This window comes from Xanthomonas sp. fls2-241-TYG-148 (assembly GCF_030208815.1).
Classification (GTDB): Bacteria; Pseudomonadota; Gammaproteobacteria; order Xanthomonadales; family Xanthomonadaceae; genus Xanthomonas; species Xanthomonas campestris.
In genome coordinates this window covers 1-16,487 of sequence record NZ_JARVTE010000025.1, presented here as the reverse complement: position 1 = coordinate 16,487, position 16,487 = coordinate 1, and the positions used below count along the sequence as shown (strand labels likewise).

Here is a 16,487-nt window from a genome sequence, read left to right as displayed (position 1 = left end):
AGCCGCACACCGAGTTCGAAGCCGAAGTCTACGTGCTGTCGAAGGACGAGGGCGGTCGTCACACCCCGTTCTTCAAGGGCTACCGTCCGCAGTTCTACTTCCGCACCACCGACATCACTGGCGCATGCCAGCTGCCGGAAGGCGTGGAAATGGTGATGCCGGGCGACAACGTGAAGATGGTCGTGACCCTGATTAACCCGGTCGCGATGGACGAAGGTCTGCGCTTCGCAATCCGTGAAGGTGGCCGCACCGTCGGCGCCGGCGTGGTTGCCAAGATCGTTAAGTAAGTGCCTGCAATCCGGTGACTTCGGTCGCCGGGTTCATACGAATGGCGGGCCGGCTGAACCTCGGTCCGCCTTCGTTGTCTCAGGGTGTGCGGTAACGAGTACATACGCCAGTAGCTCAATTGGCAGAGCAGCGGTCTCCAAAACCGCAGGTTGGGGGTTCGAGTCCCTCCTGGCGTGCCACTCCTCTTTCCGGCCCAGCGATTCGGGTCAGATCGGTAACTAGAGCCGGATGAATAGCAAAATCGAGCCGTCCAAGAGCGCGTCGTCCGCTAGCGCTGATATTGTCAAATACGTCATCTCCGCGATCCTGGTGGTTGCGGGGTTGTTTGTGTGGTTCTGGTTTTCAACGCCGGAGCGTGCCACCCAATTTGGAGCCTGGACCCCGCAGTTGCGTGCCCTGGCTGTAATCGTGGGCTTGGTGGCCGGCGCATTTGTGTTTCTGGGAACCGGCAAGGGCCGGGAAACCCGCGAATTTATGTCCGAATCCAGGTTCGAGCTGCGCAAGGTGGTCTGGCCAACACGCCAGGAAGCCATTCGCACCACTTGGGTCGTTATTGTTGTTGTGATCATTCTGAGTTTGCTGTTGGGCGGCTTCGACTTTGTCATCCAGAAGCTCACGCAGTGGTTCCTGGCTCGTTGAGGAGAATCAAGCAGTGAAGCGTTGGTATGTCGTTCACGCCTATTCAGGCTTCGAAAAGTCCGTTGCGCAGGCTCTGCGCGACCGCATCGCCCGCACCGAAATGGAAGAGCGTTTCGGCGACGTGCTGGTGCCGACCGAAGAGGTCATCGAGATGCGCGCCGGGCAGAAGCGCCGCTCCGAGCGCAAGTTCTTCCCCGGCTACGTGCTGGTGCAGATCGAGACGCATGACGAGGCCGGTATTCCGCGCATCGATAACGAAAGCTGGCATCTGGTGAAAGAAACCCCGAAGGTGATGGGGTTCATCGGCGGCACCGCCGATCGTCCGTTGCCGATTCGCGATGAAGAAGCCGATGCGATCCTGCAGCGTGTGCAGGACGGCGTCGAAAAGCCGCGTCCGAAGGTGTTGTTCGAGCCTGGCCAGATGGTGCGTGTCACCGACGGCCCGTTCAACGACTTCAACGGCGTGGTGGAAGAGGTCAATTACGAGAAGAGCAGGCTGCGTGTCGCGGTGCTGATCTTCGGTCGCTCCACGCCGGTCGAGCTCGAGTTCGGCCAGGTCGAGAAGGGCTGACCCTGGCGGGTGCCTGCTAGGCACCCTTGCCAATTGCTGCTATAGTGCGCGGCTCGCTCACCTGGCGACCGCCGGGAAACAATGGCTGCCGTACGGCGGCCATCTGCGCATTGTCAAAACGCGAAGCCGGGACGCGTGATTCTCCCGGTCCGATGGGGAGCCTGTTGTTCAGGCGCTAGCACCCGGAGAGTATTGAAATGGCTAAGAAAGTAGTTGCTTTCATCAAGTTGCAGGTCAAGGCCGGACAGGCCAATCCTGCGCCGCCGGTCGGTCCTGCACTGGGTCAGCGCGGTCTGAACATCATGGAGTTCTGCAAGGCGTTCAATGCCGCGACCTCCAAGCTGGAGCCGGGCCTGCCGACGCCGGTGATCATCACCGCGTACTCGGACCGTACCTTCACCTTCATCACCAAGAGCACCCCGGCCAGCGTGCTGCTCAAGAAGGCTGCCGGCGTGACCTCCGGGTCCAAGCGCCCGAACACCGACAAGGTGGGCAAGGTGACGCGTAAGCAGCTGGAAGAGATCGCCAAGGTCAAGGAAGCCGATCTCACGGCGGCCGAGCTGGAAGCGGCAGTGCGTACGATTGCGGGCTCTGCCCGCAGCATGGGTTTGACGGTGGAGGGCTAAGACATGGCACAGAGCAAGCGCGTGAAGGCCATTGCGGCCGCTGTCGTTCCGGGCAAGACCTATGCCTTCGAAGACGCAATCAAGATCCTGAAGACCTCCACCAAGGCCAAGTTCGTCGAGTCCATCGACGTCGCTGTGCGCCTGGGCGTGGACGCCAAGAAGTCCGACCAGCAGGTGCGCGGTTCCACCGTGCTGCCGGCCGGTACCGGCAAGAGCGTGCGCGTTGCAGTGTTCGCACCGGCTGGCGCCAAGGCTGACGAAGCCCTGGCTGCAGGCGCCGAAGCCGTGGGTATGGACGACCTGGCCGAGAAGATGCAGGCCGGCGATCTGAACTACGACGTGGTCATCGCGACCCCGGACGCCATGCGCGTCGTCGGTAAGCTCGGCACCCTGCTGGGTCCGCGCGGCCTGATGCCGAACCCGAAGGTCGGTACGGTTTCCCCGAACCCGGGTGAAGCGGTCAAGAACGCCAAGTCGGGTCAGGTGCGCTACCGCACCGACAAGGCCGGCATCATCCACTGCACCATCGGCAAGGCCAGCTTCGACGACGAAGCGCTGAAGTCGAATCTGCAGGCGCTGCTGCTGGATCTGGTCAAGGCCAAGCCGGCCACCTCCAAGGGTACCTACCTGCAGAAGGTGTCGGTCAGCTCGACCATGGGTCCCGGCGTGACCGTGGATCAGTCGAGCCTGTCGCTGAAGTAATGCAGTGCGTCGGGCGTGTCACACGCCTGACGTGGTGTTGTAGTAATGCATTGTTTTTCCGGCCCGGGTCACCGTGTGCTGGGAGTCCGTTCCCTCCTTTGGGGAAACGGACATTTTGAAGGCGATCGCCGGTACTGCCGGCGGTAGCCGTCAAAGACCGCAGGCGCGGTCAGCGCAGATCGACGACGGGCACGGATGCTCGCACTGGCATGGAGTCGCCGTCGAGACAGCGGGATCGCTTGATTGGTTCGTCAGAGCCGGCCGGCGTAGATGGTGTCGCCCTTCTGGAGTTTTCTGGTTAACGCGCTTCTGGGGCAACCCGGATCGAGCCCACTCCAGGTCTAGAACGGCCACCAAAGGAACATCGGTCGATGTTCCCGGCTTCCAGGAAGGAGGCTGCCCTGGACCGCAACCGGCAGGAGCCGCGAGCGGAGTAGTTTGAAGCGGGGATGAGGGATTCGGTATTGGGGATTTGCAGGAGCTGCTTCATGGCTTTCGACGAATCACCAGTCACCAATCACCAATCCCGGCTTTAACGGAGGAGTGCAATGGCTCTCAATCTGTCTCAGAAGCAAGAAGTAGTCGCCGAGCTGGCAGACATCGCCGCCAAGGCCCACTCCTTGATCGCCGCCGAATACGCTGGCATCACGGTCTCTCAGATGACCGCGATGCGCAAGCAGGCTCGCGAAACCGGCGTGTTCTTGAAAGTTGTCAAGAACACCCTGGCCGTGCGCGCCGTTGAAGGTACTGATTTCGCTGTCGCTGCTGACAAGCTGGTCGGTCCTTTGCTGTATGCGTTTTCGATGGAGGAGCCCGGCGCTGCCGGTCGCCTGATCAAGGAATTTGCCAAGGGCAACGACAAGTTGCAGGCCAAGGTCGTGTCCATCGGCGGGGAACTGTTCCCGGCCAGTCATGTGGACGTGTTGGCATCGCTGCCGACCCGCGACCAGGCTCTGGCCATGTTGGCCCGCGTGCTGTCCGAACCGGCTGCTATGTTCGCCCGTGCCGTCAAGGCCGTTGGCGACAAGCAGGGTGGTGGCGACGAAGCCGCCGCGCCGGTCGCCGAGACTGCCGAAGCTTGATGTCCTAGCGTTCGCTAGAACCCCAATCCAGAAAATCATTTAAAGGTAATCACAATGTCCCTTACCAACGAACAGATCGTCGACGCCATCGCCGAGAAGTCCCTGATGGAAGTGATGGAGCTGGTCAAGGCCATCGAAGAAAAGTTCGGCGTCTCCGCCGCCGCCCCGGTCGCAGCAGCAGCTGCCGGCCCGGCTGCCGTGGTCGAAGAGCAGACCGAATTCAACGTGGTGCTGGTCAGCTGCGGTGCCAACAAGGTTGGCGTCATTAAGGCCGTCCGTGCCGTGACCGGCCTGGGTCTGAAGGAAGCCAAGGATCTGACCGAAGCTGGCGGCATCCTGAAGGAAGGCGCCACCAAGGACGAAGCCGAGAAGATCAAGAAGGAACTGACCGAAGCCGGCGCGACCGTCGAAGTCAAGTAAGCGGCATCTTGCATCGCCCGCGTTTCATGGTGATGCACTGAAGGCTGGGGGCGTAAAGCCCCCGGCCTTTGGCCGTTCCGGAGAGGTGTCATTTTCGGATGGCCAAATCCAACTCGCAGTCTCAAGGAGTTGGTAGTTGGAAGTAGCAGGAGAAGGCGTGCTGGTGCCGGCAATACCAGCGACTTCCAACTGACAACTTTTGTTATTTCAGGGCCGCCGCAACGCGGCCCCCGCAGCCCAGGGTGGAAGACCTCATGACGTCTTATTCGTTCACCGAAAAGAAGCGTATCCGCAAGGACTTCGGCAAGCAGCGCTCGATTCTCGAAGTGCCGTTCCTGCTTGCCATCCAGGTGGATTCCTACCGCGAATTCCTGCAGGAAGACGTGGAGCCCAACAAGCGCAAGGACCTCGGTCTGCACGCGGCTCTGAAGTCGGTGTTCCCGATTTCCAGTTACAGCGGCAACGCCGCGCTGGAATACGTTGGTTACAAGTTGGGCGAGCCCGTGTTTGACGAGCGTGAATGCCGTCAGCGCGGCATGAGCTATGGCGCGCCGCTGCGCGTGACCGTGCGCCTGGTGATCTACGACCGCGAGTCGTCGACCAAGGCGATCAAGTACGTGAAGGAGCAGGAGGTCTATCTCGGCGAAATTCCGCTGATGACCGAAAACGGCACCTTCATCGTCAACGGTACCGAGCGCGTGATCGTCTCGCAGCTGCACCGTTCGCCGGGTGTGTTCTTCGACCACGACCGTGGCAAGACCCACAGCTCGGGCAAGCTGCTGTACAGCGCCCGCATCATTCCGTACCGCGGTTCCTGGCTGGACTTCGAGTTCGACCCGAAGGATGCGCTGTTCACCCGTATCGACCGTCGCCGCAAGCTGCCGGTCTCGATCCTGCTGCGCGCGCTTGGCTACAACAACGAAGAGATGTTGGCCGAGTTCTTCGAGATCAACACGTTCCACATCAACCCCGATGAAGGCGTGCAGCTGGAGCTGGTGCCAGAGCGTCTGCGTGGCGAAACGCTGAACTTCGACCTGGCCGATGGCGACAAGGTCATCGTGGAAGCCGGCAAGCGCATCACCGCGCGTCACGTCAAGCAGCTGGAAGCCGCCGGCGTTGCCGCGCTGGCCGTGCCGGACGACTACCTGGTCGGCCGCATTCTGTCGCACGACGTGGTCGATGGCTCGACCGGCGAGTTGCTGGCCAATGCCAACGACGAAATCAGCGAAGACCAGCTGGCTGCGTTCCGCAAGGCCGGCGTCGATGCCGTGGGCACCCTGTGGGTGAACGACCTGGATCGTGGCCCGTACCTGTCCAACACCTTGCGTATCGACCCGACCAAGACGCAGCTGGAAGCGCTGGTCGAGATCTACCGCATGATGCGTCCGGGCGAGCCGCCGACCAAGGAAGCCGCGCAGAACCTGTTCCACAACCTGTTCTTCACCTTCGAGCGCTATGACCTGTCCACGGTCGGCCGGATGAAGTTCAACCGTCGTGTCGGCCGCAAGGAAGTGCTGGGCGAGTCGGTGCTGTACGACAAGAAGTACTTTGCCGAGCGTAACGACGAAGAATCCAAGCGTCTGGTCGCCGAGCACGCCGACACCTCCGACATCCTGGAAGTGATCAAGGTGCTGACCGAGATCCGCAACGGTCGCGGCGTGGTCGATGACATCGATCACCTGGGCAACCGTCGCGTGCGTTCGGTCGGCGAAATGGCTGAGAACGTGTTCCGCGTGGGCCTGGTCCGCGTCGAGCGCGCGGTCAAGGAGCGTCTGTCGATGGCCGAATCCGAAGGTCTGACCCCGCAGGAACTGATCAACGCCAAGCCAGTGGCTGCTGCGATCAAGGAGTTCTTCGGCTCCTCGCAGCTGTCGCAGTTCATGGACCAGAACAACCCGCTGTCGGAAGTGACGCACAAGCGTCGCGTCTCCGCACTGGGCCCGGGCGGTCTGACCCGCGAGCGCGCCGGCTTCGAAGTGCGCGACGTGCATCCGACCCATTACGGCCGCGTCTGCACCATCGAAACACCGGAAGGCCCGAACATCGGCCTGATCAACTCGCTGGCCGTGTTCGCCCGCACCAACCAGTACGGCTTCCTTGAGACGCCGTACCGTAAGGTGCTGGACGGCAAGGTCTCCGACGACGTCGAGTATCTGTCGGCGATCGAGGAAAACGAGTACGTGATCGCGCAGGCGAATGCGCTGACCGACGCCAAGAACATGCTCACCGAGCAGTTCGTGCCGTGCCGGTTCCAGGGCGAGTCGCTGCTCAAGCCGCCGGCTGAAGTGCACTTCATGGACGTCTCGCCGATGCAGACCGTGTCGGTCGCCGCGGCGTTGGTGCCGTTCCTGGAACACGATGACGCGAACCGCGCACTGATGGGCGCCAACATGCAGCGCCAGGCCGTGCCGACCCTGCGTTCGCAGAAGCCGTTGGTGGGTACCGGTATCGAGCGTGCGGTTGCGCGCGACTCGGGCGTGACCGTGAATGCCCGCCGTGGTGGTGTGATCGAACAGATCGACGCCGCACGCATCGTGGTCAAGGTCAACGAGGCAGAAATTGGCGGCGGCACCGATGCCGGCGTGGATATCTACAACCTGATCAAGTACACCCGCTCCAACCAGAACACCTGCATCAACCAGCGTCCGCTGGTGAACGTGGGTGACGTGATCGCGCGCGGCGACGTGCTGGCCGACGGCCCGTCCACCGACATCGGTGAACTGGCGCTGGGTCAGAACATGCTGATCGCCTTCATGCCCTGGAACGGCTACAACTTCGAAGACTCCATCCTGCTTTCCGAGCGCGTGGTGGAAGAGGATCGTTACACCACGATCCACATCGAAGAACTGACCTGCGTTGCGCGTGACACCAAGCTGGGGCCGGAGGAAATTTCCGCCGACATCCCGAACGTGTCCGAGCAGGCTTTGAACCGTCTGGACGAAAGCGGCGTGGTGTACATCGGTGCAGAAGTGCGCGCCGGCGACATCATGGTCGGCAAGGTCACGCCGAAGGGCGAGAGCCAGCTGACCCCGGAAGAAAAGCTGCTGCGTGCGATCTTCGGTGAGAAGGCGTCCGACGTGAAGGACAGCTCGCTGCGCGTGCCCCCGGGCATGGACGGCACCGTCATCGACGTGCAGGTCTTCACCCGCGACGGCATCGAGAAGGACAAGCGTGCGCGCCAGATCGAGGAATCCGAGATCAAGCGCGTCAAGAAGGACTTCGACGACCAGTTCCGCATCCTTGAAGCGGCCATCTACGCACGGTTGAGGTCCCAGATCGTGGGCAAGGTCGCCAATGGCGGTCCGAACCTGAAGAAGGGCGACAACGTCACCGACGCGTACCTGGACGGTCTGAAGAAGTCCGACTGGTTCCAGCTGCGCATGAAGGACGACGACGCAGCCGATGCGATCGAACGCGCGCAGAAGCAGATCCAGGCGCACGAGAAGGAATTCGAAGCACGCTTCGCCGACAAGCGCGGCAAGATCACCCAGGGCGATGACCTCGCACCGGGCGTGCTGAAGATGGTCAAGGTGTTCCTGGCAGTGAAGCGCCGCATCCAGCCGGGCGACAAGATGGCAGGCCGCCACGGCAACAAGGGTGTGGTCTCCAACGTCGTGCCTGTCGAGGATATGCCGTACATGGCCACCGGCGAGCCGGTCGACATCGTGCTGAACCCGCTGGGCGTGCCGTCGCGTATGAACATCGGCCAGATCCTGGAAGTGCATCTGGGCTGGGCAGCCAAGGGCCTGGGTCGCAAGATCCAGCGCATGCTGGAAGCCCAGACCGCGGTCAGCGAGCTGCGCAAGTTCCTTGATGACATCTACAACCACGACAGCGCGATCAATGCCGAGCGCGTGGACCTGTCGCAGTTCAGCGATGAGGAATTGCTCAACCTGGGCAAGAACCTGATCGATGGCGTGCCGATGGCCACCCCGGTGTTCGATGGTGCCAGCGAAGCGGAAATCAAGCGCATGCTGGAACTGGCCGAGCTGCCGCAGAGCGGTCAGACCCAGCTGTACGACGGTCGCACCGGCGAAGCGTTTGATCGCAAGACCACGGTTGGCTACATGCATTACCTGAAGTTGAACCACTTGGTCGACGACAAGATGCATGCCCGCTCGACCGGCCCGTACTCGCTCGTTACCCAGCAGCCGCTGGGCGGCAAGGCGCAGTTCGGTGGTCAGCGCTTCGGTGAAATGGAAGTCTGGGCGCTGGAAGCCTACGGCGCGGCCTACACCCTGCAGGAAATGCTGACGGTGAAGTCCGACGACGTGCAGGGCCGCAACCAGATGTACAAGAACATCGTCGATGGTGAGCACGAGATGGTCGCGGGCATGCCGGAATCCTTCAACGTGTTGGTGAAGGAAATCCGCTCGCTGGCGATCAACATGGAACTGGAAGAGTGATCGGACAGGGCCCGGGTGCCGCCACGCGGCGCCCGGTGTCCTCCCGCATGACCGCCTGTTTCATCTCAGATACGAAATTCCTCCGACCCGGAGATATCAAATGAAAGACCTGCTCAATCTCTTCAATCAGCAGCGCCAGACGCTGGATTTCGACGCGATCAAGATCGCGCTGGCGTCGCCGGACCTGATTCGTTCGTGGTCCTACGGCGAAGTGAAGAAGCCCGAAACCATCAACTACCGGACCTTCAAGCCCGAGCGTGACGGCCTGTTCTGCGCCGCCATCTTCGGACCGATCAAGGACTACGAGTGCTTGTGCGGCAAGTACAAGCGCATGAAGCACCGTGGCGTGGTCTGCGAAAAGTGCGGCACCGAAGTCACCCTGGCCAAGGTGCGTCGCGAGCGCATGGGTCACATCGACCTGGCCTCGCCGGTCGCGCACATCTGGTTCCTCAAGTCGCTGCCGTCGCGCATCGGCCTGATGCTGGACATGACCCTGCGTGACATCGAGCGCGTGCTGTACTTCGAGGCCTATGTCGTCACCGAGCCGGGCCTGACCCCGCTCGAGCGCCGCCAGCTGCTGACCGAAGAGCAGTACCTGACCGCACGCCAGGAGTACAACGACGACTTCGACGCCGCCATGGGCGCCGAGGCCGTGTACGAGCTGCTGCGCACGATCGACCTGCAGTCGGAAATGACCCGTCTGCGCGAAGAAATCGCCAGCACCGGTTCGGAAACCAAGCTCAAGCGCCTCACCAAGCGCATCAAGCTGATCGAAGCCTTCCTGGAATCGGGTAACCGTCCGGAGTGGATGGTCATGACCGTGCTTCCCGTGCTGCCGCCGGACCTGCGTCCGCTGGTGCCGCTGGATGGTGGCCGCTTCGCGACCTCGGATCTGAACGATCTGTACCGCCGCGTGATCAACCGCAACAACCGTCTGCGCCGCCTGCTGGAGCTCAACGCTCCGGACATCATCGTGCGCAACGAAAAGCGCATGCTGCAGGAATCGGTGGATGCGCTGCTGGACAACGGCCGTCGTGGTCGTGCCATCACCGGCACCAACAAGCGTCCGCTGAAGTCGCTGGCCGACATGATCAAGGGCAAGCAGGGCCGGTTTCGTCAGAACCTGCTCGGCAAGCGCGTGGACTACTCCGGCCGTTCGGTCATCACCGTCGGTCCGTACCTCAAGCTGCACCAGTGCGGCCTGCCGAAGAAGATGGCGCTGGAGCTGTTCAAGCCGTTCGTGTTCGCCAAGCTGCAGCGTCGCGGCCTGGCTACCACCATCAAGGCCGCCAAGAAGCTGGTCGAGCGCGAAGAAGCCGAAGTCTGGGACATCCTGGAAGAGGTGATCCGCGAGCATCCGGTGCTGCTGAACCGTGCGCCGACCCTGCACCGTCTGGGCATCCAGGCGTTCGAGCCGGTGTTGATCGAAGGCAAGGCCATCCAGCTGCATCCGCTGGTCTGCACCGCGTTCAACGCCGACTTCGACGGTGACCAGATGGCCGTCCACGTGCCGCTCTCGCTGGAAGCCCAGCTGGAAGCGCGTGCGCTGATGATGTCCACCAACAACATCCTGTCGCCGGCCAACGGCGAGCCGATCATCGTGCCGTCGCAGGACGTCGTGTTGGGCCTGTACTACATGAGCCGCGCCCTGGAGAACAAGAAGGGCGAGGGCATGGTGTTCGCCAACACCAGCGAAGTGAAGCGCGCCTACGACAACCGCGTGGTGGAACTGCACGCCAAGGTCAAGGTCCGCATCACCCAGGTGGACGTCGACACCGTCGACGGCAAGCGCACCAGCGGCACCTCGATCGTGGATACCACGGTCGGCCGTGCGCTGCTGAGCGAAATCCTGCCCGAAGGCCTGCCGTTCCAGCTGGCCAACACCGAGATGACCAAGAAGAACATCTCGCGTCTGATCAACTCCAGCTACCGTCTGCTGGGCTTGAAGGACACGGTCGTGTTCGCCGACAAGCTGATGTACACCGGCTATGCCTACGCAACCCGCGCAGGCGTGTCGATCGGCATCGACGACATGCTGATCCCGGACGAGAAGAAGGGCATCCTCACCGAGGCAGAAGCCGAAGTGCTGGAAATCCAGGAGCAGTACCAGTCCGGTCTGGTCACCGCCGGCGAGCGCTACAACAAGGTCGTGGACATCTGGTCGCGTACCAGCGAGCGCATCGCCAAGGCGATGATGGACACCATCGGTACCGAGAAGGTCGAAAATGCCAAGGGCGAAACCATCGACCAGAAGTCGATGAACTCGCTCTACATCATGGCCGACTCCGGTGCGCGTGGTAGCCAGGCGCAGATCCGTCAGCTGGCCGGTATGCGCGGCCTGATGGCGCGTCCGGACGGCTCGATCATCGAGACGCCCATCAAGGCGAACTTCCGCGAAGGCCTGAACGTGCAGGAGTACTTCAACTCCACCCACGGTGCCCGTAAGGGTCTGGCCGATACCGCGTTGAAGACGGCGAACTCGGGTTACCTGACCCGTCGTCTGGTCGACGTGGCGCAGGACGTGGTGATCACCGAAGTCGATTGCGGCACCACCGAAGGGTTGATCATGACCCCGATCGTGGAAGGCGGCGACGTGGTGGAGCCGTTGAAGGAGCGCGTGCTGGGCCGTGTCGTGGCCGAGGACGTGTACCTGCCGGGCAACGACGAAGAGCCGATCGTGACCCGCAACACGCTGCTCGACGAAGCCTGGGTTGCCAAGCTGGAAGACGCCAGCGTGCAGTCGGTGAAGGTGCGTTCGACCATCAGCTGCGAATCCTCGTTCGGCGTGTGCGCACGCTGCTACGGTCGCGATCTCGCACGTGGTCACCAGGTCAACATCGGCGAAGCGGTCGGCGTCATCGCCGCGCAGTCGATCGGTGAGCCGGGTACCCAGCTGACCATGCGTACGTTCCACATCGGTGGTGCGGCATCGCGTGCGGCTGCGGTGGACAACATCACCGTCAAGACCACCGGTTCGGTGAAGTTCAACAACCTCAAGTCGGTGGCGCATGCCAGCGGCGCACTGGTTGCGGTCTCGCGTTCGGGCGAACTGTCGGTGCTCGACGGCCATGGCCGTGAGCGCGAGCGTTACAAGCTGCCTTACGGTGCCACCATCACCGCCAAGGATGGTGATGCAGTCAAGGCCGGTCAGGCCGTGGCCAACTGGGATCCGCATAACCACCCGATCGTGTCGGAAGTGGCCGGTTTCATTCGCTTCATCGACTTCGTCGACGGCGTCACCGTCATCGAGAAGACCGACGAACTGACCGGTCTGGCGTCGCGCGAAATCACCGACCCGAAGCGTCGTGGTGCCCAGGCCAAGGAGCTGCGCCCGATCGTGCGCATCGTCGATGCCAAGGGCAATGATCTGACCATTCCGAACACGGATCTGCCGGCGCAGTACCTGCTGCCGCCGCGCTCGATCGTCAACCTGCAGGACGGCGCAGCCGTCGGCGTGGGCGACGTGGTGGCGAAGATCCCGCAGGAAGCGTCGAAGACCCGCGACATCACCGGTGGTCTGCCGCGCGTGGCCGATCTGTTCGAAGCACGCAAGCCGAAGGATCCTGCGATCCTGGCCGAGCGCTCGGGCATCATCAGCTTCGGTAAGGACACCAAGGGCAAGCAGCGTCTGATCATCAAGGACACCGATGGCAGCGAACACGAAGAGCTGATTCCCAAGTACCGCCAGATCATCGTGTTCGAAGGCGAGCACGTGACCAAGGGCGAAACCGTGGTGGACGGCGAGCCGAGCCCGCAGGACATCCTGCGTCTGCTGGGTGTCGAGCCGCTGGCCGCGTATCTGGTCAAGGAAATCCAGGACGTGTACCGCCTGCAAGGCGTGAAGATCAACGACAAGCACATCGAGGTGATCACTCGCCAGATGCTGCGTAAGGTTGAGATCACCGATCAGGGCAACAGCAAGTTCCTCAACGGCGAGCAGGTCGAGCGCCAGCGCGTCATCGAGGAAAATGCACGCCTGGTCACGCGCAACGAACTGCCGGCCAAGTACGACCCGGTGCTGCTGGGTATCACCAAGGCCTCGCTGGCCACCGAGTCGTTCATCTCGGCGGCGTCGTTCCAGGAGACCACACGCGTGTTGACCGAGGCTGCCGTCCGCGGCACCCGCGACAACCTGCGCGGTCTGAAGGAAAACGTCATCGTGGGTCGTCTGATTCCGGCCGGTACCGGTCTGGCGTATCACGCCGGTCGCCGCAAGGCATCGGGTCTGACCGACTCGGAAATGGAAACGCTGTCCGGCAAGCCGGCAGTGGCTGAACCGGTCGCGACCGTAGCCGACGCTGGTGCGGACGAGGAGTAAGCGCTCCGACGGCGGCCGCAAGGCCGCCGGTAGCCAAGCGAAAAGGAGGGCAGGAGGCTCTCCGTTTTCCGGCCTTTGGATGGGCCAGCAGGGTTAGATTTCCGTGAAGTTGACGGAGTTTCGTCCTGCCAGCTATACTTCCCTGTCTCGGCGGGCCGTTATTCGGCCTGCCTTCGTTTTCATGCAAGGCCGTTTTTTGGCCTCCAATCAGAAGAATCGACTGATGGCAACGATTAATCAGCTGGTCCGCAAGCCTCGGCAGGCGACCACCTACAAGAGTGCCTCCCCGGCACTGGACAAGTGTCCGCAGCGCCGTGGCGTTTGCACACGCGTCTATACCACAACCCCGAAGAAGCCGAACTCGGCCCTTCGTAAGGTCGCCAAGGTGCGCCTGACGAACCAGGAAGAGGTCATCAGCTACATCGGTGGTGAAGGCCACAACCTGCAGGAGCACTCCGTGGTCCTGATTCGTGGTGGTCGCGTCAAGGATCTTCCCGGTGTGCGTTATCACACCGTCCGTGGTTCGCTGGACGCCGCCGGCGTCGCAAAGCGCCGTCAAGGTCGTTCCAAGTACGGCGCCAAGCGCCCGAAGAGCTAAGGAAATACACCAATGTCCCGTAAAGGTTCTACTCCGCAGCGCACCGTCCTGCCTGATCCAAAGCATGGCAGCGAAACCATTGCCCGCTTCATCAATATGGTGATGCAAAGTGGCAAGAAGTCGGTTGCTGAGAAAATTGTCTATGGCGCAATGGACGTCATTGGCGAAAAGAATCCGAATGCCGTCGAGCTGGTGCAGAAAGCACTGGACAACGTGGCCCCGGCTGTCGAAGTCAAATCGCGTCGCGTCGGTGGTGCTACCTATCAGGTGCCCGTCGAAGTGCGCTCCTCCCGTCGCATGGCGCTGGCAATGCGCTGGTTGATCGATTCCGCGCGCAAGCGTGGTGAGAACACCATGCCGCGCAAGCTGGCTGCAGAACTGTTGGACGCCTCGGAAAGCCGTGGCGGCGCGATCAAGAAGCGCGAAGAGACTCACCGTATGGCGGAGGCGAACAAGGCGTTCGCACATTACCGCTGGTGACCTCGGGGGCCTTGGTAACGGGGCCCTTCAGCACCATATGAGTGCTGTTTGCGACGCGCAAAGCGTCGCATCCAATCCGAAGGCCGCCGAAAGGCGGCGTTCGGCCATCCGAAATCCAAGAAATTGAGAGGCTCCCCGTGGCCCGTACCACTCCCATCGAGCGTTACCGCAACTTCGGCATCATGGCGCACATCGACGCCGGCAAGACCACCACGTCCGAGCGCATCCTGTTCTACACCGGCGTCAGTCACAAGATCGGCGAAGTCCATGACGGCGCTGCAGTGATGGACTGGATGGAGCAGGAGCAGGAGCGTGGCATCACCATCACCTCCGCTGCGACCACCGCGTTCTGGACGGGTATGGACAAGTCCATGCCGCAGCACCGCTTCAACATCATCGATACCCCCGGGCACGTCGACTTCACCATCGAAGTGGAGCGTTCCTTGCGCGTGCTCGACGGTGCGGTGTTCGTGCTGTGCGCCGTGGGTGGCGTGCAGCCGCAGTCCGAGACCGTGTGGCGTCAGGCCAACAAGTACTCGGTGCCGCGCATGGCCTTCGTCAACAAGATGGACCGTACCGGTGCCAACTTCGACAAGGTCGTCGAGCAGCTGAAGGCCCGTCTGGGTGCTTATGCCGTGCCGATGCAGGTGCCGATCGGCGCCGAAGACGGCTTTGAGGGCGTTGTCGATCTGCTCAAGATGAAGGCGATCCATTGGGATACCGCTTCGCAGGGCACCACCTTCGAATATCGCGACATTCCGGCCGATCTGGTCGATGTGGCGACCGAAGCGCGTTCGTTCATGGTCGAAGCCGCTGCTGAAGCCAGTGAAGCCCTGATGGACAAGTACCTCAACGACGGCGACCTGAGCGAAGACGAGATCCTGTCGGGTCTGCGCGAGCGCACCCTGAAGGTTGAGATCGTGCCGGTGTTCTGTGGCTCGGCGTTCAAGAACAAGGGCGTGCAGGCCATGCTCGACGGCGTCGTGCACCTGCTGCCGTCGCCTGCCGATCGTCCGCCGGTGCAGGGCATCGACGAGAACGAGAAGGAAGACACCCGTGATGCGACGGACACCGCGCCGTTCTCGGCACTGGCGTTCAAGATCATGACCGACCCGTTCGTCGGTTCGCTGACGTTCTTCCGTGTCTACTCGGGCACCTTGAACTCCGGCGACCAGGTCTACAACCCGGTCAAGTCGAAGAAGGAGCGTGTGGGCCGCATCCTGCAGATGCACTCCAACAATCGCGAAGAGATCAAGGAAGTGCGTGCGGGCGACATCGCCGCGGCTGTGGGCCTGAAGGACGTCACCACCGGTGACACCCTGTGCGCGCAGGACAAGATCATCACCCTGGAGCGCATGGTGTTCCCGGAGCCGGTGATCTCGATGGCGGTGGAGCCGAAGACCAAGTCGGACCAGGAAAAGATGGGCATGGCCCTGGGCCGTCTGGCGCAGGAAGATCCCTCGTTCCGCGTCAAGACAGACGAAGAATCCGGCCAGACCATCATCTCGGGCATGGGCGAGTTGCACCTGGACATCATCGTCGACCGCATGCGTCGCGAGTTCAATGTCGAGGCCAACGTCGGCAAGCCGCAGGTGGCCTACCGCGAAACGATCCGCAAGTCCGACGTCAAGTCCGACTACAAGCACGCCAAGCAGTCCGGTGGTAAGGGTCAGTACGGTCACGTGGTGATCGAGCTGTCGCCGATGACCGAAGAAGATCGCAAGAACGATAGCGTCAAGGACGATTTCCTCTTCATCAACGACATCACCGGCGGCATCATCCCGAAGGAATTCATCCCCTCGGTTGAAAAGGGTCTGCGCGAAACGATCACCAGTGGTCCGATCGCCGGCTTCCCGGTGGTGGGCGTGAAGGTCAAGCTGGTGTTCGGCTCGTACCACGACGTCGACTCCTCGGAAATGGCGTTCAAGCTGGCCGCGTCGATGGCGTTCAAGCAGGGCTTCGCGAAAGCCAGCCCGGTGTTGCTGGAGCCGATCATGAAGGTCGAAATCGTCAGCCCGGAGGATTATCTGGGTGACGTGATGGGCGACGTGAGCCGTCGTCGTGGCGTGTTGCAGGGTCAGGACGACAGTCCTTCAGGCAAGATCATCAACGCGATGATTCCGCTGGGTGAAATGTTCGGCTACGCGACCTCGCTGCGCTCGATGAGCCAGGGTCGAGCGACGTTCTCGATGGAATTCGACCACTACGAAGAGGCACCGGCCAACATCGCCGACGCCGTCACCAAGAAGGGCTGAGTTCGCTCAGCCGCTTCACAAAATTTTCCAATTTAGAGGTAGTTAGTCATGGCAAAAGCTAAATTCGAGCGCACCAAGCCGCACGTGAACGTCGGCACGATC

11 protein-coding genes, 1 tRNA gene and 1 pseudogene are annotated in these 16,487 nt (G+C 61.9%); all 13 read left to right on the top strand.

Translation table 11 applies throughout. From position 1 onward, the window contains the following. A pseudogene (gene tuf, locus QRM60_RS20205) lies at positions 1 to 287 on the top strand (elongation factor Tu); the annotation flags it as partial. Between the two features lie 104 nt (positions 288 to 391). After that, a tRNA-Trp gene (locus tag QRM60_RS20200) sits at positions 392 to 467 on the top strand. A gap of 49 nt (positions 468 to 516) precedes the next feature. After that, positions 517 to 927 (top strand): preprotein translocase subunit SecE, encoded by a 411-nt coding sequence (gene secE, locus QRM60_RS20195; protein WP_014506812.1) that lies wholly within the window; start codon positions 517 to 519, stop codon positions 925 to 927. Positions 928 to 940: 13 nt separating this feature from the next. Then, on the top strand, positions 941 to 1,498 hold the full coding sequence (gene nusG / locus QRM60_RS20190) for a transcription termination/antitermination protein NusG (protein ID WP_011036113.1): 558 nt from the start codon (positions 941 to 943) through the stop codon (positions 1,496 to 1,498). Positions 1,499 to 1,695: 197 nt separating this feature from the next. Beyond that, positions 1,696 to 2,124 carry a 50S ribosomal protein L11 gene (gene rplK / locus QRM60_RS20185; protein ID WP_042596291.1) on the top strand — a complete coding sequence of 143 codons (429 nt, stop codon included), beginning with the start codon at positions 1,696 to 1,698 and terminating at the stop codon, positions 2,122 to 2,124. 3 nt (positions 2,125 to 2,127) lie between these two features. Next, positions 2,128 to 2,826, top strand: coding sequence for a 50S ribosomal protein L1 (gene rplA, locus QRM60_RS20180; RefSeq protein ID WP_011036115.1), 699 nt, complete (start codon positions 2,128 to 2,130; stop codon positions 2,824 to 2,826). Positions 2,827 to 3,374: 548 nt separating this feature from the next. Continuing rightward, positions 3,375 to 3,908, top strand: a complete 534-nt coding sequence (gene rplJ, locus QRM60_RS20175; RefSeq protein WP_075286113.1) for a 50S ribosomal protein L10 — start codon at positions 3,375 to 3,377, stop codon at positions 3,906 to 3,908. A 54-nt stretch (positions 3,909 to 3,962) separates the two neighbouring features. Further along, entirely contained in the window at positions 3,963 to 4,328 is a 366-nt protein-coding gene (gene rplL, locus QRM60_RS20170; RefSeq protein ID WP_042596284.1) for a 50S ribosomal protein L7/L12, read from the top strand. Positions 4,329 to 4,582: 254 nt separating this feature from the next. Further along, positions 4,583 to 8,734 (top strand): DNA-directed RNA polymerase subunit beta, encoded by a 4,152-nt coding sequence (rpoB, locus tag QRM60_RS20165; RefSeq protein WP_014506816.1) that lies wholly within the window; start codon positions 4,583 to 4,585, stop codon positions 8,732 to 8,734. Between the two features lie 100 nt (positions 8,735 to 8,834). After that, on the top strand, positions 8,835 to 13,052 hold the full coding sequence (rpoC, locus tag QRM60_RS20160; RefSeq protein ID WP_014506817.1) for a DNA-directed RNA polymerase subunit beta': 4,218 nt from the start codon (positions 8,835 to 8,837) through the stop codon (positions 13,050 to 13,052). A 223-nt stretch (positions 13,053 to 13,275) separates the two neighbouring features. Further along, on the top strand, positions 13,276 to 13,650 hold the full coding sequence (gene rpsL, locus QRM60_RS20155; protein ID WP_003469157.1) for a 30S ribosomal protein S12: 375 nt from the start codon (positions 13,276 to 13,278) through the stop codon (positions 13,648 to 13,650). A gap of 12 nt (positions 13,651 to 13,662) precedes the next feature. Then, positions 13,663 to 14,130: a 30S ribosomal protein S7 gene (gene rpsG, locus QRM60_RS20150; protein ID WP_005993356.1), complete on the top strand. Its 468-nt coding sequence runs from the start codon at positions 13,663 to 13,665 to the stop codon at positions 14,128 to 14,130. Positions 14,131 to 14,267: 137 nt separating this feature from the next. Then, positions 14,268 to 16,385, top strand: coding sequence for an elongation factor G (gene fusA, locus QRM60_RS20145; RefSeq protein WP_011036120.1), 2,118 nt, complete (start codon positions 14,268 to 14,270; stop codon positions 16,383 to 16,385). Positions 16,386 to 16,487 lie beyond the last annotated feature (102 nt).